Origin of the sequence: Faecalibacterium sp. Marseille-Q3530, assembly GCF_017377625.1 — a bacterium.
Lineage (GTDB): Bacteria > Bacillota > Clostridia > Oscillospirales > Ruminococcaceae > Faecalibacterium > Faecalibacterium prausnitzii_E.
The window spans coordinates 93,723-114,317 of the sequence record NZ_JAFREH010000004.1; the positions used below are offsets into that span (position 1 = coordinate 93,723).

Genomic DNA, 20,595 nt, shown 5'->3' on the forward strand with positions numbered 1-20,595 from the left:
TTACCCTTTCTTCGCCTTGGCGAACACATCGTCGATGGTGCCGGCGAACAGGAATGCGCTCTCCGGCAGGTCATCGCACTCGCCGTTCAGGATCATCTTAAAGCCGCGCAGCGTCTCCTTGAGCGGCACATACTGGCCGGGCATACCGGTGAACTGTTCGGCCACATGGAAGCTCTGGGACAGGAAGCGCTGCACCTTGCGGGCGCGGCTGACGGTCCGCTTGTCTTCCTCGCTCAGCTCGTCCATGCCCATGATGGCGATGATGTCCTGCAGCTCCTTGTAGCGCTGCAGCACCTTCTGGACGGCGCGGGCGATCTCGTAGTGCTCCTGACCCACGACTTCGGGGCTCAGGATGCGGCTGGTGGAATCCAGCGGGTCCACAGCCGGGTAGATGCCCTGGGATGCGATGTCACGGCTCAGGACGGTGGTGGCATCCAGATGGGTGAAGGTAGTGGCAGGGGCCGGGTCGGTCAGGTCGTCGGCGGGAACGTAGACGGCCTGAACGGAGGTGATGGAACCCTTGCGGGTGGAGGTGATGCGCTCCTGCAAAGCACCCATCTCGGTGGCCAGCGTGGGCTGGTAGCCGACGGCGGAGGGCATACGGCCCAGCAGAGCCGACACCTCAGAACCGGCCTGGGTGAAGCGGAAGATGTTGTCGATGAAGAGCAACACGTCCTGATTCTTGACATCACGGAAATACTCCGCCATGGTCAGGCCGGACAGTGCCACACGCATACGGGCTCCGGGAGGCTCGTTCATCTGGCCGTAGACCAGCGCCGTCTTGTTGATGACGCCGCTCTCGGTCATTTCGCCGTAGAGGTCGTTGCCCTCACGGGTGCGCTCGCCGACGCCGGTGAAGACCGAGTAGCCGTTGTGCTCGGTGGCGATGTTATAGATCAGCTCCTGGATCAGAACGGTCTTGCCGACACCGGCACCGCCGAACAGGCCGATCTTGCCGCCCTTGGCGTAGGGGCAGATCAGGTCAACGACCTTGATGCCGGTCTCCAGGATCTCGGTGGTGGACTGCTGCTCCTCATAGCTGGGAGCCGGGCGGTGGATGGGCCAGTAGGCCTCGGCCTCCGGGGCGGGCTTGTTGTCCACCGGTTCGCCCAGCAGGTTGAACACGCGGCCCAGGCACTGGTCGCCCACCGGCACTTTGATGGACTCGCCGGTATCCACGGCGTCGGTGCCGCGCACCAGACCATCGGTGCTGCTCATGGCGATGCAGCGCGCCACATTGTCGCCGGTGAGCTGGGCTACCTCGACGATGAGCTTCTCGCCGTGATTGTCGATCTCAATGGCGTTGAGCAGCTCCGGCAGCTCGCCATCCTTGAACTGGATGTCCAGCACCGGGCCGATGACCTGGATCACCTTGCCGATGTGTTTTTCGGACATAGGCTACAACTCCTTACTTTCAAATCTCCGCGCCGGCCACGATCTCGGTGATCTCCTGCGTGATGGCAGCCTGACGGGCGCGGTTGTAATACAGATTCAGATGGTCGATCATTTCGCCCGCATTCTTGGTCGCGGCGTCCATGGCGGTGCGGCGGGCGGCCAGCTCGCTGGCCACGCTCTCGCACACGGCACCGTAGACGATGCCAGCGACGTATTCGGGGATGATGGCACGGAACACTTCCTCGCTGCTGGGCTTGTACAGGATCTGGCTGCGGCGGGCCGCTGCCTTCTGCTCCTCGGTCGGCTCGATGCTCAGGGGCAGCACCTCCATTGTGGCGGCCGTCTGGGTCATCATGGAGTCGAACCGGGTGTAGCAGATCTTCACGGCGTCGTAATCGCCCTTCAGAAAGCCCTCGGTGATCTTCCGGGAGAGCGAGAAGCACTCGCCCACCGAGATCTCCGCCGCCAGCAGCACCTTGTCGGTGAACAGGTCGGCCTCGTGGTGGGCGAAATACTCCGCCGACCGCTTGCCGATGGGCAGCACGGTCACGGGGCCCTGCTGGGCCTCGGCCTGTTTCAGCACGTTGCTGTTGTAGCCGCCCGCCAGGCCGCGGTCGCCCGCGATGACGATGAGCAGCGTCCGCCGGATCTCGTCCCGGCGCAGATACGGGCTGCGGGCGCGAGGGTCCGCTGCCGCAATGCCGGTCAGTGTTTCGTGCAGGGTCTCAAAATAGGGGCGGCTGTGTTCGACACGCTCCTTGGCACGGCGCATTTTGGAGGAAGCCACCAGCTCCATGGCCTTGGTGATCTGCATGGTACTTTCTACGCTTTTGATGCGCAGCTTGATGTCCTTCATGGAACCTGCCATGCGTTACGCCTCCTTCCCTCAGTGCGCCTTGACGAAGCTCTCGGTGTAGGTGGACAGAACGCCCTTGAGTGCTTCCTCGGTATCCTTGTCCAGATTGCCGGTGGTGCGGATGGTCTCCATGACCTTAGCACCGTCAGCACTGTTGTCGAGATATTCGTACAGGCCCTTTTCGTATTCCGCCACGTCCGGCACCTTGACCTTGACGAGGTAGTCGTGGATGGTGGCATACAGAATGGCCACCTGCTTTTCCACTGCCACGGGAGCCGAACGGTTCTGCTTCAGCACCTCCACGATGCGCTCGCCCTGTGCCAGGCGGGCCTTGGTGTCGGCGTCCAGATCGGAGCCGAACTGTGCAAAGGACTGCAGCTCGCGGTACTGGGAGTAGATCAGCTTCAGGGTGCCCGCGACCTTCTTCATGGCCTTGATCTGTGCGTTGCCGCCGACGCGCGACACCGAGATGCCGGGGTTGACGGCCGGCATGACGCCGGAGTGGAACAGCTCGGTCTCCAGGAAGATCTGGCCGTCGGTGATGGAGATGACGTTCGTCGGGATGTAGGCGGAAACGTCACCCGCCTGCGTCTCGATGATGGGCAGAGCCGTCAGGCTGCCGCCGCCCAGCTCATTGGAGAGCTTGGCCGCGCGTTCCAGCAGACGGGAATGCAGATAGAAAACGTCGCCGGGGTAAGCTTCACGTCCCGGCGGACGGCGGATCAGCAGCGACAGGGCGCGGTAAGCGACGGCGTGCTTGGACAGGTCGTCGTAAATGATGAGGACATGCTTGCCCTTGTGCATGAAATATTCGCCCATGGCACAGCCGGAATAGGGAGCGATATACTGCAGCGGCGACAGCTCGGACGCCGTGGCGGACACCACGATGGTGTAGCCCATGGCACCGGCTTCGGTCAGGCTCTGCACGAGGTTCGCAACGGTCGAGCGCTTCTGGCCGATGGCGACGTAGATGCAGAGGACGTCCTTGCCCTTCTGGTTGATGATGGTATCGGCTGCGATGGTGGTCTTGCCGGTCTGGCGGTCGCCGATGATCAGCTCACGCTGGCCGCGGCCGATGGGGATCATCGAGTCGATGGCCTTGATGCCGGTCTGGAGCGGCTCCTTGACGGGCTGGCGGTCGATGATGCCGGGGGCCTTGCTCTCGATGGCGCGGAACTCGGTGGTCTCGATGGGGCCTGCACCGTCGATGGGCTGGCCCAGTGCGTTGACGACACGGCCGATCAGTGCGTCGCCCACCGGCACGGAAACGACCTTGCCGGTGCGCTTGACGGTGCTGCCTTCCTTGATGCCGACGTCGGAGCCCAGCAGAACGATGGAGACAGTGTTCTCCTCCAGGTTCTGGGCCATGCCGTATTCGCCGTTGTCAAACTGAAGCAGCTCGCCTGCCATGCACTTTTCCAGACCGCTGGCGCGGGCGATGCCGTCGCCCACCATGATGACCGTGCCGACTTCGCTCTGCTCGATCACGTTCTCATAGTGCTTGATCTGCGCCCGGATGATCTTGGAGATTTCTTCAGGTTTCAGTTGCATTGTCTTGTGTTCACCACTCAATTCTTTTGTTCAAAATCTTGGGGCGGATTAAACGGTAATGCCTGCAATGCTGCGGCGCAGGCTGGCCAGCCGGTTTTTGACCGTGCCGTCCAGCTCGGTGCCCTCGATGTCCAGCCGGATGCCGCCCAGAACGGCTGCATCCACTTTGGTCCTGAGGTCGATCGTTTTGCCGGTGACAGCCTCCAGCTTCTCGTGCAGGCGGGCGGTCTGGTCTGCCGACATGGGCACGGCCGTGACCGCAGTTGCTTCGAGGATGCCATGCGCCTGATTGTATTTCACGCGGAAGGCCCGTGCGCAGCCGGGCAGCTCCCGCAGGGTGCCCTTTTCGCAGAGGATCTTCACAAAGTTCAGCACATAGAGGTGGACTTTGCCCCGGAACGCCTCGTCCAGCAGGGCGCAGCGCTCCTTTTTGGGGATGCTGGGGATGCTGAGCAGGTGGAGGTACTCCGGGTCCTGTTTCAGGATGTCCGCCACCGCGTCCAGCTCTTCCAGGATGCGGGTCTCAAGCCCTTCCTCCGCGGCCAGGTCGTACAGACTTCCGCCGTACATCCTTGCGATCTCGGTCATGATGCTTCACCCACATTTTTGATAAATTCGTCGATCAGGTCCTTGTGGTCGGCTTCCTTGATCTCGCGCTCGACCACCTTGGAGGCGATCTCCATCGCCATGCCGCCGATCTCGTCCTTGGCCTCGTTGACGGCCTTCTTGCGCTCCTGCGCAATGTCGGCCTCGGCCTTCTGCTTCAGGGCAGCGGCCTGGGCGCGGGCCTCACCCAGCAGCTCTTCGCTGCGGGCTGCGGCGGTCTTCTGCGCCGACGCCACGATCTGGTTGGCCTCGTTGCGGGCATTCTGCAGGTTCTGCTCATACTCCGCCTTCATGGCCTCGGCCTCGGTGCGGAGCTTCTGCGCGTCCGCGATCTGGCTGTCGGCCTTGGCCTTGCGCTCGGCGATGACCTTTTTGACCGGGTTCAGCAGCAGCTTTTTGAAGATCACCAGCTGGATCATCAGGTTGCAGATCTGGGCCAGAAAGGTCCAGCCATCCAGCGTGATCAATGCCTGATAAAGTTGCATAAGCGTCTCCCCTTTCGTTTCTTATTGTTCGGGGAGTGCTCAGCCCAGATAGTTCATGAACATGCCGGGTGCGAGGAAGATCAGCAGCAGGCCGGTGACGAAGCCGTAGATACCGGTCGTCTCAGACAGTGCAACACCCAGGATCAGGGTGCTGGTGACGTCGCTCTTGCATTCGGGCTGGCGGCCAACGGCCTCACAAGCCGCAGCGGCGGCGTTGCCTTCGCCGATACCAGGGCCGATACCTGCAATCAGTGCCAGGCCTGCGCCGATGCCGCAGCCTGCCAGAGCGATACCACGAGCCAGAAGTTGAAAGTCAGTCATAATAGTGTCCTCCTGAAAAAATGTTTTTGGGGGATGCCGGCTCATTCTTCACCGGCAGCACGTTTGATGAAAATGGTGGTCAGGGTACAGAAGATGAATGCCTGGATGCAGCCGCCGAACCAGTCGAAATACAGGCCCGTAAAGGCCGGGATGCCGATCTGGAACAGCTGGATCTGGCTCAGGAAGCCGGGCAGCCAGCCGAATATGACATGGCTCAGGCTTGCCAGCGCCCAGTACAGCAGGGTGGAGATGACTGTGCCGGACAGGATGTTGCCAAAGTGACGGAACGCCATGCTGACGGGGGTCGAAAGCTCCGACAGGACGTTGATGGGTGCCATGATGAAGATGGGGTCGAGCAGGCCCTTCAGATACGAGAGGATGCCGTTCGTCGTGATCTTGTAGTACATGATGAGGACGAAGACGACGATGGCCCACGCAGCCTCGGTGTTGAGGTCGGCCGTGGGGCTCCACAGGCCCACCACGCTGATCAGGTTGCACCCGATGCTCAGCGCGAAGATCGCGCCGACCAGCGGGATATACCGGTCAAAGTGTGTGCCCATGTTTTCGTGCACGAACTGATCGAGCCGTTCCACGATGAACTCGGCGGCGGCCTGCCGCTTGGAGACATTTTCCAGTTTCAGGTCATGCCCCAGCCAGAAGGCCAGCGCCGTCAGCAGCGCCATCACGATCCAGGTACTCACAAGGGTCTGGGTGATCTTGAAATCGCCCAGAATGGGGATATCCGTATGGATGGTATACAGGATCTTTGCGCCGTTCAGTTCCATTTGTTAGGTTTCACCCCCTTTTTCGCCGGGAGCTTCGGCCTGCGCGGCGGCCTGCACCGGTTCGTCTTCCACCGAGACGTCCTGTGCGGGGGCTGCCTGCGCAAGGGGCTTGTACTTGCCCGTTATTTGCAGGTAATAAATGGTGATCCGCGGGAAAAACAGCGGCAGGACACTGGCAAACGGCTGGAAGCAGGGCGCGGCGATGGCCACGATGACCCAGACGGCCTGCAACAGCATCCGGCTGTTGTGGGAAAGCTGTAGTTTGGCTTTGCGGCGCTTCTCATCCTGCTCGTCGATGATCTTCTGCACCACGAAGCAGATGCCCGCAAAGTTTGCGATGGCGACGGCTGCACCCACCAGACCGCCCAGCACGACCGTGTAGTCGAACCGGACCCAGCCCACCAGGTGCAGCGCTGCAAAAAGCACCCACATGGCCGCCGTACAGATGGCGGTGCCGCAGGCGATGCGCAGCAGTTCCTTTTTGGACTCCGGCTGCAATTTCATAGCAAACCCTCCAACGTTCATTGATGCGAATTGAAGCCGACACGAGAAGTCTTCTCCTTTTTGGCGCGTTCCATCCGCTCCCTGGCAAAGACCCAGAAATTTTGTGCCCCTGCGGCCAGCCCCAGAAAAACGCCCGGAAGATACACCCACTCCGGCCAGCCCCAGCGGTTCACTGCCCACCAGCAGCCGCCCAGACAGAGCAGCAGCGGCAGCAGCATGGACAAACCCAGCTGCGTCAGCCACACGATATCCTCCAGTGCTTTGTATAAGCCCTTCAACGGCGTTCCTCCTTCTGGTCTGCCCGCCGCAGGCACCCCATGCGGCGGCTCTTTCGCAAAGGATCTCTTCCATGCAAGACCCTCATAGGGATAGTATAATTCAAACCGTCGGTTTTTTCAATCAATTCTCCACCAAATTCTGTGAAATCTTCATAGTTTGTTTATACTTACTTCACAACTGTCCTCCCCCGGTGGATTTTTGTCCGCCGTTCATCGCATCCTCCACAAAAAAGTGATAGAGTCTTTGTTCAGTCTGCCCCTTGACAGCAAAAAGCCCCGCCGGGCCCCTGTGCAGTACAGAGGCCCGGCAGGGCTGGAGTGTATGGAATTGGTCGAATTTACCAGAGGTTTGCGGTCTCGTTGTACAGACCCTCATAGCTCTTGGCCGAGAGGTCCCAGCTGAAGTCGCATTCCATGTCGTGCTTGACGAGGTTGTGCCAGTCCTCCTTGTTGTAGTAGCGGTCCTGTGCACGGCAGCAGGCGTCATACAGCTCGTGGGCGCTGTAGCCCGCAAAGGTGAAGCCGTTGCCCTCGCCGAGGGTGCAGTCGTGGATGGAGTCGCGCAGGCCGCCGGTCTCGCGGACGATGGGAGGTGTGCCGTAACGGCAGGCGACCATCTGGGCCAGACCGCAGGGCTCGCTCTTGGACGGCATGATGAAGACGTCTGCACCGGCGTAGATCTCCTGCGACAGTGCCGGCTCGAAGCCGATGTAGGTGCCAACGCGGCCGGGGTGGCGGGCGCACAGCTCGGAGAAGAAGTTCTCATACTGGCTCTCGCCGCTGCCCAGGATGACCAGCTCGATGCCGCGGTCCACCAGACCGTCGGCGATGCTCTGCACCAGGTCGAAGCCCTTCATGCCGACCATGCGGCTGACCATGGCGAAGACGGGGCTGCCGTCCTTGTTCAGGCCGAACTTGTCCTGCAATGCTTCCTTGCACTTTGCCTTGCCCTCTTCAAAGTTGGTGATGTCGTAGTTGAAGGGGATCTTCGGGTCGGTGGCGGGATCATTCGCCTCCATGTCGATGCCGTTCAGGATGCCGCACAGCTTATACTGCTTCTCGCGCAGCAGGGCATCCAGACCGTAGCTGAACCAGGGGTCCAGGATCTCCTGCGCATAGGTGGGGCTGACGGTGGTGATCTTGTCAGCCGTCTCGAAGGCACCCTTCATGAAGTTGGCGCAGCCATCGTACTCGACGATGTGCTGGTCGCGGCGGCCGATGCCGCAGGTGTCCTCCAGAATGTCGGTGCCGTACTTGCCCTGATAGGCGATGTTGTGGATGGTGAAGATGGTCTTGATCCGGTTGAACTTGTCCAGATGACGGTAGTACAGATTCAGGTAAACGGGCACCAGAGCGGTCTGCCAGTCGTTGCAGTTGATGATGTCCGGGGTGAAGTCGATGTAGAACAGGGTCTCCAGCACGGCGCGGGAGAAGAAGGCGAAGCGCTCACCGTCATCGTAGAAGCCGTACAGACCACGGCGGCGGAAGTAATATTCGTTGTCGAGGAAGTAGTAGGTCACGCCGTTCACTTCGGCCTTGAACAGGCCGCAGTACTGGCTGCGCCAGCCCACCGGCACCGAGTAGTTGGTGACGTATTCCAGCCGGTCACGCATCTTCAGGTCGCCGTACAGCGGCATGATGACGCGGGCATCCACGCCATCCTTGACCAGAGCCTTGGGCAGAGAGCCTGCAACATCGGCCAGACCGCCGGATTTCGCAAAGGGAGTTGCTTCCGAAGCAGCATAGAGGATTTTCATAAGATCGCTCCTTTCAGAAAAGCGGTTGAAACAAAGAGTGGGCGGGGGCAAAGCTGCCCCCGCCCCTCTTTCCGAGAGGGGCTACCGGGGAGGGAGCCGCCCCTGTGAAAAAATCAAAGGAAGCGCATCAGACCATGTGGTTCTTCTGCACGTAAACAGGGAAGCTCTCGGTGCCGGACAGCTTCTTGCCAGCGGTCACGCGGACATTCTTGTCGGTGACGACGCACTCCAGCTGCGCATTGGCTTCCACGATGGTGTCCTGCATCAGGACGCAGTTCTTGACGACCGCACCCTTCTTGACCTTGACGCCGCGGAAGAGCACACAGTTCTCAACCGTGCCCTCGATGACGCAGCCGTCGGCCAGCAGAGAGTTCTCCACGCAGGAACCGTTGACGTAGCGGACGGGGTTGTCGTCGCGGATCTTGGTGTAGATGGGGCTCCCCTTGGGGAACAGAGCGTCCAGGTTCTTCTCGTCGATGAGCTTCAGGTTCTCGTCGAAGTAGCTCTTCATATCGCAGATGTGAGCCACATAGCCGGTGTACTCCACAGCGCGGATGTTCAGGATGTTGACGTTGTGTGCCAGGATGTCGCGCTCAAAGTAGATCAGGCCGCGGGCGGTGGCGTCCTTGACCAGCTTGATCAGGGTCTCGCGCTCCAGAACGTAGATGTTCAGGTCCAGATTCTGGACGCCGGGGCGGTAATCGTTGAACAGCAGCTCGGTCACGCGGCCGTCGGCATCAACGGTCAGGGTGTAGTTGTCGTTCTTGCGGCCTTCGGGGATCTCGGTCTTCTGGTATGCGATGGTCACATCGGCACCACTGGCCTGATGAGCGGCCAGCAGGGTGTTGAAGTCGTAGTTGATGGCGATGTTGGCATCGCTCATGACGACGTAGCGCTCCTTCTGATTCTCCAGGAAGTTCAGGATGGAGCCCAGAGCCTCGACACGGCCGGAATAGATGCGCACACCCTTTTCTGCAAAGGGAGGCACGATGTTCAGGCCGCCGTGACGGCGGGCCATATCCCACTCACGGCCGGTGCCCAGATGGTCCATCAGAGAGTGGTAGTTCTTGCGCACGACGATGGACACGTTGGAAATGCCGCAGTTCGCCATGCTGGACAGCACGAAGTCCACCATGCGGTAACGGCCTGCAAACGGGATGGATGCCATCGCGCGCTCGGTCACGAGTTCAGGCACGGTGGTGTCATAGCTGTTGGGGAAAATGATACCCAACGCATTGTTGTTCTGGCTCAGCATACTTCCTCGCCCTCCTTGACGGAATCAAATACTTTGGCGCCCTCTTTGACGGTCGCGCCTGCACCGACGGTCAGGCCGGTGCCCACATGTGCGATGGCGCCGTCGCCGCCGATCTTTGCACCGGCACCCACGACGACATCCTCAGCGAGGATGCAGCGCTTGACCACAGCGCCCGCCTTGACCACGACGCCGTCCATCAGAACGGCATCTTCCACGGTAGCGCCCTCTTCCACGACGACGCCTGCGCTCAGGACCGAGTGCCGGACATTGCCGTAGATCTTGCAGCCCTCCGTGACGAGGGAGTCCTGCACGACGGCGCGGGGGCCGATCTTCTGGGCCGGCAGAACGGGGTTGCGGCTGTAGATCTTCCAGGTCTTATCGAAGATGTCGATGCCGGAGTTCTCCGGGTCGAGGACCTCCATGTTGGCCTCCCACAGGCTGTCGATGGTGCCGACGTCGCGCCAGTAGCCTGCAAAGCGGTACGCATACATCTTGCGGCCGTCACGCAGCAGGGCCGGGATGATGTTCATGCCGAAGTCGTTCTTGGAGTTGGGGTCTGCCTCGTCCTCTTCCAGATACTTCTTCAGGACGTCCCAGTTGAAGATGTAGATGCCCATGGAAGCCAGGTTGGACTTCGGGACCGGAGGCTTCTCCTGGAACTCGGTGATCTTGTCGTTCTCGTCTGCGACCATCAGGCCGAAGCGGGAAGCTTCCTTCCAATCGACTTCCATGACGGCGACCGAGAACTCTGCGCCCTTCTCCTTGTGGAAGCGGAGGAAGTCTGCATAGTCCTGCTTGCAGATCTGGTCGCCGGACAGGATGATGACATACTCCGGGTCATAATTGTCGATGAAGCTGATGTTCTGGTAGATGGCGTTTGCGGTGCCCTTGTACCAGTCGGTGCCCTTGGCCTGCTCATACGGCGGCAGGGTGTGCACACCGCCGTGCAGGCGGTCAAGGTCCCAGGGCTGGCCGTTGCCGATGTACTCGTTCAACTTCTGGGGCTGATACTGGGTCGCGATGCCAACGGTATCAATGTTGGAGTTGACGCAGTTGGACAGCGGGAAGTCCACGATGCGGTATTTGCCGCCGAAACCGACCGCCGGTTTTGCCGTTTTCTGTGTCAGCGCATACAAGCGCGAACCACGTCCGCCGGCAAGGATCATTGCCACAATTTCTTTTGCCATAGCTTTATTCTCCCCTTTTACACATTTCCGAGTTGGTTTGGAATTGGAAATGGTCTAACGATGTGAATGGTCTGTGCGCACGGCTCACTCTTTGGGCTCTGCTGCCTTTTTGGCGCGGGGCTTGCGGGTGGGCTTTGCCGGTGCAGCGTCTGCCGCAGGGGCAGCTTCTGCTTTGGTCTTGCGGGTGCGCTTGGGCTTTTCCGCAGGCGCAGCCTTCTCGGCCGGTTCGGCCTTTGCGGAGGTCTTTCTGGGTTTTGCGGCCTTGGCCGGTTTCTCTGCCTTGGCAGGCTTTTCGGCCTTTGCAGGCTTTTCCTCCGCGGCCTTCTCCGTCTTCGCCTTGGTGGCGCGGGTGGTCTTCTTGGGTGCCTTCTCCGCCTTTTCGGCCTTGGCAGCGTTCTTCTTGGGTGCTGCCTTTTCGTCGGCCTTGGCCGGGTCTGCCGCCTTGCGGGTGCGCTTGGTGGGCACCTCGAAGTAGAGGGTGCTCATGGGCGGCAGGGTGATGGTGATGCTCTGTTCAAAGCCGTGCAGCGGCTTCTTGTGGGTGCGGACGGCCTTGTTGTGGACAGCGCCCGAACCGCCGAAGGCTTCGTCGTCGCTGTTCAGCACTTCCCTGTAGGTCCCCGCCACCGGTGCGCCCAGGGTGTAGCCCTCACGCAGGACGGGGTTGAAGTTGCAGACGATCAGGATCTGCTTGCCCGCCGCATCCTTGCGCAGGAAGGCGACCACGCTCTGCTGCGAGTCGTCCGGCACGATCCACTGGAAGCCCTCCCAGCTGTAATCGATCTGCCAGAACGCCGGATGCTCTTTGTAGAAGGCGTTCAGGGTCTTGACGTAGTTCTGCAGCTCGGTGTGCTTGTCGTAGCCCAGCAGCATCCAGTCCAGCTGCTTGTTCTCGTTCCACTCGGCGAACTGGCCGAACTCCTGGCCCATGAACAGCAGCTTCTTGCCGGGGTGGGCCATCATGTAGCCGAAGAAGGTGCGCAGGTTGGCGAACTTGGCCTCGTACTCACCGGGCATTTTATTGATGAGGCTCCCCTTGCCGTGGACGACTTCGTCGTGGCTGATGGGCAGTACGAAGTTCTCACTGAAGGCATAGAAGAAGCTGAAGGTGACTTTGTTGTGGTTGCCGGCGCGGAAGAGCGGGTCGGTCTTCATGTAGCTGAGCATGTCGTTCATCCAGCCCATGTTCCACTTGAAGTTGAAGCCCAAGCCGCCGTCCGATGCAGGCTTGGTGACCATCGGCCAGGCCGTGGATTCCTCCGCGATCATGTACTTGTGGGGGTGGCGGCCCAGGACGGTATCGTTCAGCTTGCGCAGGAACGCAACGGCTTCCAGATTCTCCTTGCCGCCGTCCTTGTTGGGCTCCCATTCACCCTGCTTGCGGTTATAGTCCAGATACAGCATGGAGGCCACGGCGTCCACGCGCAGGCCGTCGATGTGGTACTGTTCCAGCCAGTACAGTGCGCTGGAGATGAGGAAGCTCTGCACCTCGCTGCGGCCGAAGTCGAACACCATGGTACCCCACTCCTTGTGCTCGCCGCGCTTGGGGTTCGGGTCCTCGTAGCAGGGCTCGCCGTCAAACCGGTACAGGCCGAACTGGTCCTTCGGGAAGTGCGCGGGCACCCAGTCCATGATGACGCCGATGCCGGCGGCATGGAGCTTATCCACAAAGGCCATGAGATCCTTGGGGGTGCCGTAGCGGCTGGTGGGGGCAAAATAGCCCGTGACCTGATAGCCCCAGCTGCCGTCAAAGGGATATTCCATGACTGGCAGCAGCTCGACATGGGTGTAGCCCATCTCGGTGATGTACGGGATAAGCTGGTCGGCCAGCTCGGAATAGTTGTAGGGAATATTCTCGCCCTTGGTCTTCCAGCTGCCAACGTGCATCTCGTAGATGTTCATCGGGCCGTTGATGACATCGGCCTTCTTCTGGGCCTCCTGCCATGCGGCATCGTGCCACGCAAAGCCGTTCAGGTCGTAGACCTTGCTGCCGTTGGACGGCCGGGTCTCGGCGTGGAAGGCATACGGGTCAGCCTTGTAGACAAGGTCGCCCGCGCGGGTGGTCACGCAATATTTGTAAACGTCATATTCCTTCATGCCGGGGATGAACAGCTCCCAGACCGAGTCCTGATCCACCTTATGCATCGGGTGGCTGCCCGGCTTCCAGCTGTTGAAATCACCCACCACGCTGATGGCGGCGGCATGAGGTGCCCAGACGCGGAACACGACACCGGACTCTCCGGCGCGGGTCTCGATGTGTGCACCGAAGTAGCGGTATGCTTCGCAGTTATTGCCCTGCTTGAACAGATAGATCGGCAGATCCGATGGATCCGTATGGATTTTTTCTTCCGTCGGTTTCATAAACAGCTCCTCCCCGTACAGGCCGCAGAGGGGCCTATACCTTTTTACTCTCTTATATTAAAGAATTTTGGCACATTTTTCAAGGCTTTTTCCGGAAAATGTACCATAATCTTTTCGAGGATATTTTAGTGATATAGACAACCTAGCTAAATTTATGCAAAAATTATAGGTAAACCTGACGGAATATAAAACAAAAAAGAACATCTGCACCCGTTCTCTGTGCAAAATGCAACAAAGAGCGGGGGCAGATGTTCTGTTCATTCCGTGTGCGCGGGGGTTCCAAAGACTCAGTTCACAACGTAAACATTGACCTGGATCGCCCCATTGATGACCGACTCGGCGTAGGTCTCGTAGAACAGGTCCACGAGGATCTCGCCCTTTTGAACGGCGATGCCGGTGTCGGTCGCGATGGCGTAGCCGTAAACGAAGCGGCCATCGGTGGAAGTGATATACAGCAGCGTACCGTAGGGGATGACGTCCGGGTCCACGGCGACCGTGCCGTAGCCCAGGCCCAGACCGGAAGAGCCCTTACCGGACTTGGAATAGTAGCCGGTGGCTTTGCCGGTGAGGACCCTGCTGTAGGAAGCGGGCGCATTGGTGGTGCCGTCCGTGCCGGTCAGCGGCGAAACAGGCGCACCGGCACCGTAGGTCTTGACGACATGATTGGTGGGCTCCACCGTGGTGGTCACATCGACCACCATGCTGTTTTCCAGCTCACCGTCCACCCAGCGTTCGCGGGTGGTCACGGCCTGCTGGCCCTCCGAGCCGTGCTGTAACGTGGTGGCACGGCCGGTGTTGCGGAAGTACAGGCTGGTGTAGACATACTCGGTATCGTAGGGGATGGCCTGCGTCTCGACCTTATCCTGATAATCGACGCGGTGGACCACGATGCTGCTGCCTGCTGTGACCAGCTGATCCAGTGCAGGCTCGGTGTAGTCCTCTTCATCCAGGGTGATGCCGGCGCGTTCCAGCGCATCGGCAACGGTGCCAAAGGCCATCTTCACCGGATACTCCTGGTCGTCGGCCTGGATGGTCACGGTGAATGCGCGCTCGATGTTCAGGGAAGCCAGGCTGCCGCTGAACGCGGTGTAATAGACATGGTCGCCCTCTTCGGCCTCCATGCCGGAAAGGCTCATCACGCGGGCGGGGTCGCTGTCAGCGTCAGTGCTGACCACCAGTTGCCGCGCACCATAGGAGTCAGTGACGTAGGTCAGCCGCAGATTCGCGGCGGTCACGGCCAGCGTGAACAACAGGCTCACGGCCATGACGCAGAACGCCAGCACACGGGGGGCGGCGGCACGGGTGCGGCCGCTCAATGCTTTTTGAAATTTGACGGAAGCGATACGGAACAACTCCTCTCTTTTTACAGTTTGGAATACGATGCGGGCCTTCCAATACCCGCCGTGGCACGGAGTTTCTTCACTCCGTATTCGGGAGCCGCAGTGCGGCTTTTCACTTCAATGTGATGAATTTTATACGCTGCAACGTCCGTTGAGCGGAAGCTATTTTAGCAGACCAAAACCGATTTGTCAAATTTGACATTTCCAGTTTGCTAGATTCTTAACATAGTTTTTTGTGAATTTTGTACACAGTTTTCCCGTATGCGCGAAATTTTCGAGCGATTCTTCCCGATTTTTTTGCAAAATCCGGGCATGATTTGTTCATAATTTTTTAACATTCAAGTGCTGTTTCAAAGCCGGAAATCGACCGAATTTCCCTTGATTTTTGTCATCACAAACCATTCACAGACGCCATTTTCCGCCCGAAAATGCACCCAGAATTACTCCCAAAAAGGCCCTGTTCTGCCCCTGCTTTTCTGCCCCGGAAACATCCCTTGGCAAAATGCCGAACGGCAAAGATCCGCAAGAAAAAAGACCACACTTTCGCATTTCGTATCCCGGCTGTACAATCGGGACAACAGCAGAAAGGAGGTCTGTTCCATGACACAAACACCGTATCCGGCCCACCGCCCGGAGGCCATCCGATGACCCCGCTGCGGGTGCTGGATGTCTCCCGCTGGCAGGGCTGCATAGACTGGGACGCGGTGCAGCGTTCCGGTGCCATCGACGGCGTGATGCTGCGGGTGCTGGGCAGCCGAAACGGCCAGCCCTACCCTGACCCGCAGTTCGAGCGCAATCATGCTGCCTGCACAGCGCGCGGCATCCCGGTGGGCGGCTACTATTACACCTGCGCCGTCACCTCCCGTCAGACCGAAGCCGAGCTCAACGCCCTGCGGGCCGCGCTGCGCGGGAAAACGTTCCAGCTGCCCCTTGCCATTGATGTGGAGGACGCCCGGCTGCGCTTCCTCTCCCCTGCCGCGCTCGCGCAGCGGGTGACCCAGGCCGCCGCCCAGCTCGAAGCCTGGAATCTCTACGCCATGGTCTACACCTACACGAATTTTGCGGACACCGCCCTTGCGATGGATGCACTCACCGCCTACGACCTCTGGCTCGCCGATTACCGCGGCAAGCGCCCCACCCGCCCCCACGGGATGTGGCAGTACACCAGCACAGGCCATGTGGCGGGCATCGACGGCCCTGTCGATCTGAGCCGCGCCTACAAGGACTACCCCGCCCTCTGCCGCCGCGCGGGGCTTGGCCGCTTCTCCGGCTGAGCCCCGCACATCACCCGGAACGAAAGGAGTTTTTATGAAGCACAAGATCTCGCCCTCGACCATTGCCCGCACCGCCGCGCTGGCGCTGGCCCTGACCAACCAGATCCTCAGCACCACCGGCCACGCGGTGCTGCCCATCGAGTCGGCCCAGCTGGAGCAGCTGGTCTCCACCGGCCTGACCGTGGCCGCCGCCCTCGTCAGCTGGTGGAAGAACAACTCGTTCACCCCGGAGGCCATCGAAGCCGATGACTACTTCTACAAACTGAAGAGCGGCCAGTAAACAGATGAGGGCCCGGTGCATGGCGCACCGGGCCCTCCGTGCTGTCCGGGGCCGCGATGCAGCCGCGCACCCCCGTTCAGCGAAAAACCAGCTATAACAAAAACAACCCTGCCGAAGCAGGGTTGCAAACGTACAGTTTGAGGGTATCCCTCCTTTCTGAGAAGATAAATTCGTTTGTCAGCCCATATCGGCGGCAAGAGCCTGGTCGATGAGCTTTTGCAGCGTCTCCGCCTGCTTCTTTTCCGTGATGGCGCCTACGATGGGGTCACCCACGATATTGCCGTTGCGGTCAACCACATAGGTGGTGGGGTAGGCAAAAATGTTTGTAGTGAACTTTCCCGCCTCGCCGTCGGAAGCGAAATACACATTCTGGTAAGTCACGCCCTTCTTGGCCAGTACATCTTTTGCTTCGGAAATTGCCGTTTCATCGCCATCCAATGTGAAGGTGTTGACACCGATGAGTGCGCCGCCCTTCTTCGCAAGTTCCTTGTTCAGTGCGTCCAGCTCGGAAAGCTCGCCCACGCAGGGATTGCAGGTGGTGAACCAGAAATTCACCACGGTGACGGCGTTGGCGGAAAACAGCTCGTCGCTCTTCACCGGATTCCCATCCAAGTCTTTGCCCTCAAATGCGGGGAACTTCTGCATACTGCCGTCGTCGGGCGGATTGGTCATGTCGCTGCCTGCGGGCACGCTCATATCGCCGTCGATGGATTCCTGCATGATCTCGGGGTACTTGTTTTCCAGCTCGGTCAGCTTGTTCTCGATATTGCTGATCTCCGTGGCCGACTCCTTCAGCATCTCATACTCTTCGTCGGTGAACTGGTCTTTGGCACCCTCGATGGTATCCAGCAGGAACTCGCCGTAATTTTTTCCGTCCTCCTGCAAGGTCATGCCCTTATCAGCCGCCATGAAAACCTTTTCCCAGAGCGCAGTGTTCTGCGAGAGAATCGTGTTCTCCTGTTCCATCAGCTTTTTGTGTAGGGCAAGCGCCTCCTCGGCATTTTTTTGCTCGTCGGTCATGGCAGAATCATTGCTGCTCATATCCGCTTTTTTTTCGTTGTCCTTTGTGCCGCACGCCGCCAAAGACAGCACCAGCAGGACCGCCAGCAGCAGCGCAGTAAACTTTTGAAACTTCATTTTGATTCCTCCGTATTTATTTTTGTTGTAGTTTCTTTTCCATCGCCAAAGCCGTAGCGGAAGCTGACGGCGTTCGTCGGACAGGCACGGATGCACATCCCGCAGCGGATGCACTCGGTATGGTTGGGCGTTTTCGTCACATCCACGTCCATCTTGCAGGCTCTGGCGCATTTCCCGCAGGAGACGCACTTGTTTTTATCCACCTTCATCTGGAAGAGGGACACCCGGTTGAACAGTGCGTAAAACGCGCCAAGCGGGCACAGCCACTTGCAGAAGGGACGGTAGAATACCACGCTCAGCACGATCACCGCCAGCAAGATACCGAATTTCCATGTAAATAGGCTACCCAGCGCCGCCCGGATGCCGGAATCGGCAAGGGACAGCGGGATGGCCCCCTCCAGCACGCCCTGGGGACAGAGGTATTTGCAGAAGAAGGGGTCGCCCATGCCAACGTCGTTCACAAGGAACGCCGGCAGCAGGAGGACCATCACCAGCAGGACAGCGTACTTGAGGTATGTCAGGGGCTTGAGTTTCTTTGTGGAGAGCTTCTTCGTCGGGATCTTATGCAGCAGCTCCTGAAGCCAGCCGAAGGGACACAGAAAACCACAGATAAAGCGTCCCAGCAGGACTCCCAGCAAAATGAGAAAGCCTGTGATATAATAGGAGAAGCTGAACTTGGAAGACCCCACCACCGCCTGAAACGCCCCGATGGGACAGGCTCCGGAGGCCGCTGGACAGGAGTAGCAGTTCAGCCCCGGCACGCAAACGGTTTTCCCAGCGCCCTGATACAGTCCTCCCTTAAGGAAGTTTGGCAGGTGCAGGTTGGTCAGCAGCGTCGCACCCGCCTGAATCCAGCCCCGGAAGCGGGACATGGTCTGCGAAACGCCTGAAAGCTTCTTATCCAATGCCCACACACTCCAGACATAGCTTGATGGCTTTGCTCAGCACCGTCGCCGCCTCGCCCCGCCATACGCCGAAGCACAGCATGGCGACTCCGGCCATCAGCAGCGCGATCTGCGCCGCAGCCTTTTTCCCGCAGCTCATTTTTCATCATCCTTTCCGATTTTCTGCCCCCATCATAGCGCGGGAGAGTTAAAGTCTCTGTTAAGAACGAAAACTTAACGCAAACCTTATCTATTTCTGCTATAATGAAAGCAACATAAAAACGGAGAAATAAAAAGGAGGGCTCTCATGCACCTTTTAGTAATTGAAGACGAACGCGCTCTGTGTGAAACAATCGTCCGCAGCCTGCGACGGCTGGCCTACAGCGTGGACTACTGCTACGACGGGGAGAAGGCTCTGGAGTTGCTGGGCGTGGAGTGCTACGATCTGGTACTTCTTGATCTGAATCTGCCGAAAAAGGACGGCATGACGGTGCTGCGCGCCCTGCGGCAGACCGACCGAGAGACGCGGGTGCTGATCCTCTCCGCCCGCAGCGAGGTGGAGGACAAGGTGCAGGGGCTGGACGCCGGGGCAAACGACTATCTTGCAAAGCCCTTTCATCTTGCCGAGCTGGAGGCCCGCATCCGCAGCCTGACATTGCGGCAGTTCACCCAGCAGGATGTGCTGCTAAGCTGCGGAGCTTTAACCTTTGACACTCGCTCCCGCACCGCCGCTGTCAACGGGCAGCTGCTGACGCTCACCCGCAAGGAAACGGGGATACTCGAATACCTAATGGTGCATCAGGGGCGGCCCGTGAGTCAGGAGGAGCTGATGGAGCATGTTTGGGACAACAGCGTGGACAGCTTCAGCAATTCCATTCGCGTCCATATCTCCGCCCTGCGTAAGAAGCTGCGGGCCGTGCTGGGCTATGACCCCATCCGCAACCGCATCGGCGAGGGCTATCTGATGGGAGGCGAGGAGGAATGAAGCGGCTTTCCTTGCAGTGGCGCATCACGCTGATGTCCGTCCTGCTCATCGGCGTCACCTGCGTGGCCATGAATCTGCTGCTGTGCTCCTCCGGTGTGTACTATATGGACACCATTGCGGACAGCTTACAGGGCGGCGGCACGGTGATCCTGAATGATAGCGGAGCGGCGAGCTTTGACCCGCAGCTCATAGCGCCCAACGAAGAGTTGACCATCGTCGTCGATGGGGTACAGGGGCGCTTCCGCACCACCAACTGGTACATCACGGCGGCGGTAACGCTGCTCAGCGGCATCCTCGCCTATTTCGTCAGCGGACGCGCTCTCAAGCCCCTGCGCAGCTTTACCTCGCAGGTGGAGCAGGTGCAGCTGAACAATCTTGCCGATATGAGGATCGATGAAGATGCTATTTCGGAGTTCCGGCAGCTGAGCCGCTCATTTAACCAGATGCTGGAGCGGCTGAACAACGCCTTTTCCGCCCAGCGGCAGTTCACCGGCAACGCCGCCCACGAACTGCGCACGCCACTGGCACTAATGCAGGCGCAGTTGGAGCTGTTTTCCGCGGAGCATCCTGATGTGCGACCGGAGACGGCGGAATTCCTCACGCTTTTGCGCGAGCAGACGGAGCGGCTGACGCAGATGACCAAGACGCTGCTGGAGATGAGCAATTTGCAGCAGGTGGCGCGGAACGAGCGGATCCAGCTCGCTCCCATGATCGAGGAGATCTTCACAGATCTTGCGCCGCTCTCAGATAAGCTCGGCGTCACGCTGACGGCGGAGGGCGACGGCATTATGACCGGCAGCGATGCACTGATCTACCGGCTGATCTTCAACCTGACAGAGAATGCTGTCAAGTACAACCGGCCGGGTGGCTCGGTACGGGTTTCTGTTACTCAGGAGTTGGAAAAGCTCCTGCTCCGTGTCTCCGACACCGGCTGCGGCATCCCGGAGGTGTATCAGCGCAGTATCTTCCAGCCCTTCTTCCGGGTGGACAAGTCTCGCAGCCGGGAATACGGTGGCGCAGGACTGGGACTCTCACTGGTATGGGAGATCGCCGACCTCCACGGCGGCTCCGTTTGGGTAGAGAAAAGTTCGGAGAAGGGCACTACCATTGCGGTGGTGTTGCCAACGCAACAATCAACGAAGCCCTAAAACCCTTTTATTCGTTTTTCGCCGCTTCGCTTGCCGCCCTGCATCGGTTGCACAAGATCTCGCCCTCGACCATTGCCCGCACCGCCGCGCTGGCGCTGGCCCTGACCAACCAGATCCTCAGCACCACCGGCCACGCGGTGCTGCCCATCGAGTCGGCCCAGCTGGAGCAGCTGGTCTCCACCGGCCTGACCGTGGCCGCCGCCCTC

At 59.6% G+C, this 20,595-nt stretch carries 22 protein-coding genes; 5 read left to right on the forward strand and 17 right to left on the reverse strand.

The window, feature by feature from the left end; translation table 11 throughout:
* The 14 genes from atpD to J3350_RS05650 form a co-directional block, all read right to left on the reverse strand.
* Complete coding sequence (gene atpD, locus J3350_RS05585) at positions 1 to 1,395, reverse strand: F0F1 ATP synthase subunit beta (RefSeq protein ID WP_097791603.1); 1,395 nt, start codon at positions 1,393 to 1,395, stop codon at positions 1 to 3.
* A 19-nt stretch (positions 1,396 to 1,414) separates the two neighbouring features.
* On the reverse strand, positions 1,415 to 2,263 hold the full coding sequence (atpG, locus tag J3350_RS05590) for an ATP synthase F1 subunit gamma (protein ID WP_207685994.1): 849 nt from the start codon (positions 2,261 to 2,263) through the stop codon (positions 1,415 to 1,417).
* Positions 2,264 to 2,281: 18 nt separating this feature from the next.
* Complete coding sequence (gene atpA, locus J3350_RS05595) at positions 2,282 to 3,802, reverse strand: F0F1 ATP synthase subunit alpha (RefSeq protein WP_097791601.1); 1,521 nt, start codon at positions 3,800 to 3,802, stop codon at positions 2,282 to 2,284.
* Between the two features lie 48 nt (positions 3,803 to 3,850).
* Positions 3,851 to 4,390 (reverse strand): ATP synthase F1 subunit delta, encoded by a 540-nt coding sequence (atpH, locus tag J3350_RS05600; RefSeq protein WP_097791600.1) that lies wholly within the window; start codon positions 4,388 to 4,390, stop codon positions 3,851 to 3,853.
* Positions 4,387 to 4,893, reverse strand: a complete 507-nt coding sequence (atpF, locus tag J3350_RS05605) for a F0F1 ATP synthase subunit B (protein WP_097791599.1) — start codon at positions 4,891 to 4,893, stop codon at positions 4,387 to 4,389. The genes atpH and atpF overlap by 4 nt, the downstream gene beginning before the upstream one ends.
* A 39-nt stretch (positions 4,894 to 4,932) precedes the next feature.
* Entirely contained in the window at positions 4,933 to 5,214 is a 282-nt protein-coding gene (gene atpE / locus J3350_RS05610; RefSeq protein WP_055187653.1) for an ATP synthase F0 subunit C, read from the reverse strand.
* Positions 5,215 to 5,255: 41 nt separating this feature from the next.
* Positions 5,256 to 5,999: a F0F1 ATP synthase subunit A gene (locus J3350_RS05615; protein WP_207685995.1), complete on the reverse strand. Its 744-nt coding sequence runs from the start codon at positions 5,997 to 5,999 to the stop codon at positions 5,256 to 5,258.
* Between the two features lie 3 nt (positions 6,000 to 6,002).
* Positions 6,003 to 6,503 (reverse strand): ATP synthase subunit I, encoded by a 501-nt coding sequence (locus J3350_RS05620; RefSeq protein WP_097791597.1) that lies wholly within the window; start codon positions 6,501 to 6,503, stop codon positions 6,003 to 6,005.
* A gap of 17 nt (positions 6,504 to 6,520) precedes the next feature.
* The gene (locus tag J3350_RS05625; protein ID WP_097791596.1) at positions 6,521 to 6,781 is read right to left on the reverse strand and encodes an AtpZ/AtpI family protein; all 261 of its coding nucleotides are present in this window, start codon (positions 6,779 to 6,781) and stop codon (positions 6,521 to 6,523) included.
* A gap of 338 nt (positions 6,782 to 7,119) precedes the next feature.
* Complete coding sequence (locus J3350_RS05630; protein WP_097791595.1) at positions 7,120 to 8,538, reverse strand: glycogen synthase; 1,419 nt, start codon at positions 8,536 to 8,538, stop codon at positions 7,120 to 7,122.
* Between the two features lie 127 nt (positions 8,539 to 8,665).
* Entirely contained in the window at positions 8,666 to 9,793 is a 1,128-nt protein-coding gene (gene glgD, locus J3350_RS05635) for a glucose-1-phosphate adenylyltransferase subunit GlgD (protein WP_097791594.1), read from the reverse strand.
* Positions 9,787 to 10,980, reverse strand: a complete 1,194-nt coding sequence (locus J3350_RS05640) for a glucose-1-phosphate adenylyltransferase (RefSeq protein ID WP_207685996.1) — start codon at positions 10,978 to 10,980, stop codon at positions 9,787 to 9,789. The genes glgD and J3350_RS05640 overlap by 7 nt, the downstream gene beginning before the upstream one ends.
* A gap of 84 nt (positions 10,981 to 11,064) precedes the next feature.
* Entirely contained in the window at positions 11,065 to 13,341 is a 2,277-nt protein-coding gene (glgB, locus tag J3350_RS05645) for a 1,4-alpha-glucan branching protein GlgB (protein ID WP_207685997.1), read from the reverse strand.
* A gap of 287 nt (positions 13,342 to 13,628) precedes the next feature.
* Positions 13,629 to 14,693 (reverse strand): 3D domain-containing protein, encoded by a 1,065-nt coding sequence (locus J3350_RS05650; protein ID WP_242700151.1) that lies wholly within the window; start codon positions 14,691 to 14,693, stop codon positions 13,629 to 13,631.
* Positions 14,694 to 15,325: 632 nt separating this feature from the next.
* Between J3350_RS05650 and J3350_RS05655 the strand changes: the two genes are divergently transcribed.
* Together J3350_RS05655 and J3350_RS05660 are read left to right on the forward strand one after the other, a co-directional pair.
* A complete protein-coding gene (locus J3350_RS05655) occupies positions 15,326 to 15,955 on the forward strand; it encodes a GH25 family lysozyme (RefSeq protein ID WP_207685998.1) in 630 nt (209 codons plus the stop codon).
* 34 nt (positions 15,956 to 15,989) lie between these two features.
* Positions 15,990 to 16,235, forward strand: coding sequence for a phage holin (locus J3350_RS05660; protein WP_207685999.1), 246 nt, complete (start codon positions 15,990 to 15,992; stop codon positions 16,233 to 16,235).
* A gap of 177 nt (positions 16,236 to 16,412) precedes the next feature.
* On the opposite strand, the gene J3350_RS05665 is transcribed toward J3350_RS05660, so the two are convergent.
* From J3350_RS05665 to J3350_RS05675, 3 genes are read right to left on the reverse strand one after another with little or no spacing between them, the layout of a single operon-like run.
* Complete coding sequence (locus J3350_RS05665) at positions 16,413 to 17,372, reverse strand: TlpA disulfide reductase family protein (RefSeq protein WP_207686000.1); 960 nt, start codon at positions 17,370 to 17,372, stop codon at positions 16,413 to 16,415.
* Positions 17,369 to 18,244: a 4Fe-4S binding protein gene (locus J3350_RS05670; RefSeq protein WP_207686020.1), complete on the reverse strand. Its 876-nt coding sequence runs from the start codon at positions 18,242 to 18,244 to the stop codon at positions 17,369 to 17,371. Before J3350_RS05670 ends, J3350_RS05665 begins: the two co-directional genes overlap by 4 nt.
* A gap of 25 nt (positions 18,245 to 18,269) precedes the next feature.
* Entirely contained in the window at positions 18,270 to 18,416 is a 147-nt protein-coding gene (locus J3350_RS05675) for a CD1871A family CXXC motif-containing protein (RefSeq protein ID WP_005933048.1), read from the reverse strand.
* A 147-nt stretch (positions 18,417 to 18,563) separates the two neighbouring features.
* Here J3350_RS05675 and J3350_RS05680 point away from each other — a divergent pair, with 147 nt between their 5' ends.
* The 3 genes from J3350_RS05680 to J3350_RS14125 form a co-directional block, all read left to right on the forward strand.
* Positions 18,564 to 19,241 (forward strand): response regulator transcription factor, encoded by a 678-nt coding sequence (locus tag J3350_RS05680; RefSeq protein ID WP_207686001.1) that lies wholly within the window; start codon positions 18,564 to 18,566, stop codon positions 19,239 to 19,241.
* Complete coding sequence (locus tag J3350_RS05685) at positions 19,238 to 20,389, forward strand: cell wall metabolism sensor histidine kinase WalK (protein WP_207686002.1); 1,152 nt, start codon at positions 19,238 to 19,240, stop codon at positions 20,387 to 20,389. Before J3350_RS05680 ends, J3350_RS05685 begins: the two co-directional genes overlap by 4 nt.
* Positions 20,281 to 20,595: phage holin (locus J3350_RS14125; protein WP_370569267.1), on the forward strand; the 315-nt coding region annotated here is incomplete at its 3' end. The genes J3350_RS05685 and J3350_RS14125, both read left to right, overlap by 109 nt.

Coding starts and splice junctions, on each gene's coding strand:
- atpD (WP_097791603.1), bottom strand. CDS start 1,395: ATGTCCGAAAAACACATCGGCAAGGTGATCCAGGTCATCGGCCCGGTG.
- atpG (WP_207685994.1), bottom strand. CDS start 2,263: ATGGCAGGTTCCATGAAGGACATCAAGCTGCGCATCAAAAGCGTAGAA.
- atpA (WP_097791601.1), bottom strand. CDS start 3,802: ATGCAACTGAAACCTGAAGAAATCTCCAAGATCATCCGGGCGCAGATC.
- atpH (WP_097791600.1), bottom strand. CDS start 4,390: ATGACCGAGATCGCAAGGATGTACGGCGGAAGTCTGTACGACCTGGCC.
- atpF (WP_097791599.1), bottom strand. CDS start 4,893: ATGCAACTTTATCAGGCATTGATCACGCTGGATGGCTGGACCTTTCTG.
- atpE (WP_055187653.1), bottom strand. CDS start 5,214: ATGACTGACTTTCAACTTCTGGCTCGTGGTATCGCTCTGGCAGGCTGC.
- J3350_RS05615 (WP_207685995.1), bottom strand. CDS start 5,999: ATGGAACTGAACGGCGCAAAGATCCTGTATACCATCCATACGGATATC.
- J3350_RS05620 (WP_097791597.1), bottom strand. CDS start 6,503: ATGAAATTGCAGCCGGAGTCCAAAAAGGAACTGCTGCGCATCGCCTGC.
- J3350_RS05630 (WP_097791595.1), bottom strand. CDS start 8,538: ATGAAAATCCTCTATGCTGCTTCGGAAGCAACTCCCTTTGCGAAATCC.
- glgD (WP_097791594.1), bottom strand. CDS start 9,793: ATGCTGAGCCAGAACAACAATGCGTTGGGTATCATTTTCCCCAACAGC.
- J3350_RS05640 (WP_207685996.1), bottom strand. CDS start 10,980: ATGGCAAAAGAAATTGTGGCAATGATCCTTGCCGGCGGACGTGGTTCG.
- glgB (WP_207685997.1), bottom strand. CDS start 13,341: ATGAAACCGACGGAAGAAAAAATCCATACGGATCCATCGGATCTGCCG.
- J3350_RS05655 (WP_207685998.1), top strand. CDS start 15,326: ATGACCCCGCTGCGGGTGCTGGATGTCTCCCGCTGGCAGGGCTGCATA.
- J3350_RS05660 (WP_207685999.1), top strand. CDS start 15,990: ATGAAGCACAAGATCTCGCCCTCGACCATTGCCCGCACCGCCGCGCTG.
- J3350_RS05665 (WP_207686000.1), bottom strand. CDS start 17,372: ATGAAGTTTCAAAAGTTTACTGCGCTGCTGCTGGCGGTCCTGCTGGTG.
- J3350_RS05670 (WP_207686020.1), bottom strand. CDS start 18,244: ATGTCCCGCTTCCGGGGCTGGATTCAGGCGGGTGCGACGCTGCTGACC.
- J3350_RS05675 (WP_005933048.1), bottom strand. CDS start 18,416: ATGAGCTGCGGGAAAAAGGCTGCGGCGCAGATCGCGCTGCTGATGGCC.
- J3350_RS05680 (WP_207686001.1), top strand. CDS start 18,564: ATGCACCTTTTAGTAATTGAAGACGAACGCGCTCTGTGTGAAACAATC.
- J3350_RS05685 (WP_207686002.1), top strand. CDS start 19,238: ATGAAGCGGCTTTCCTTGCAGTGGCGCATCACGCTGATGTCCGTCCTG.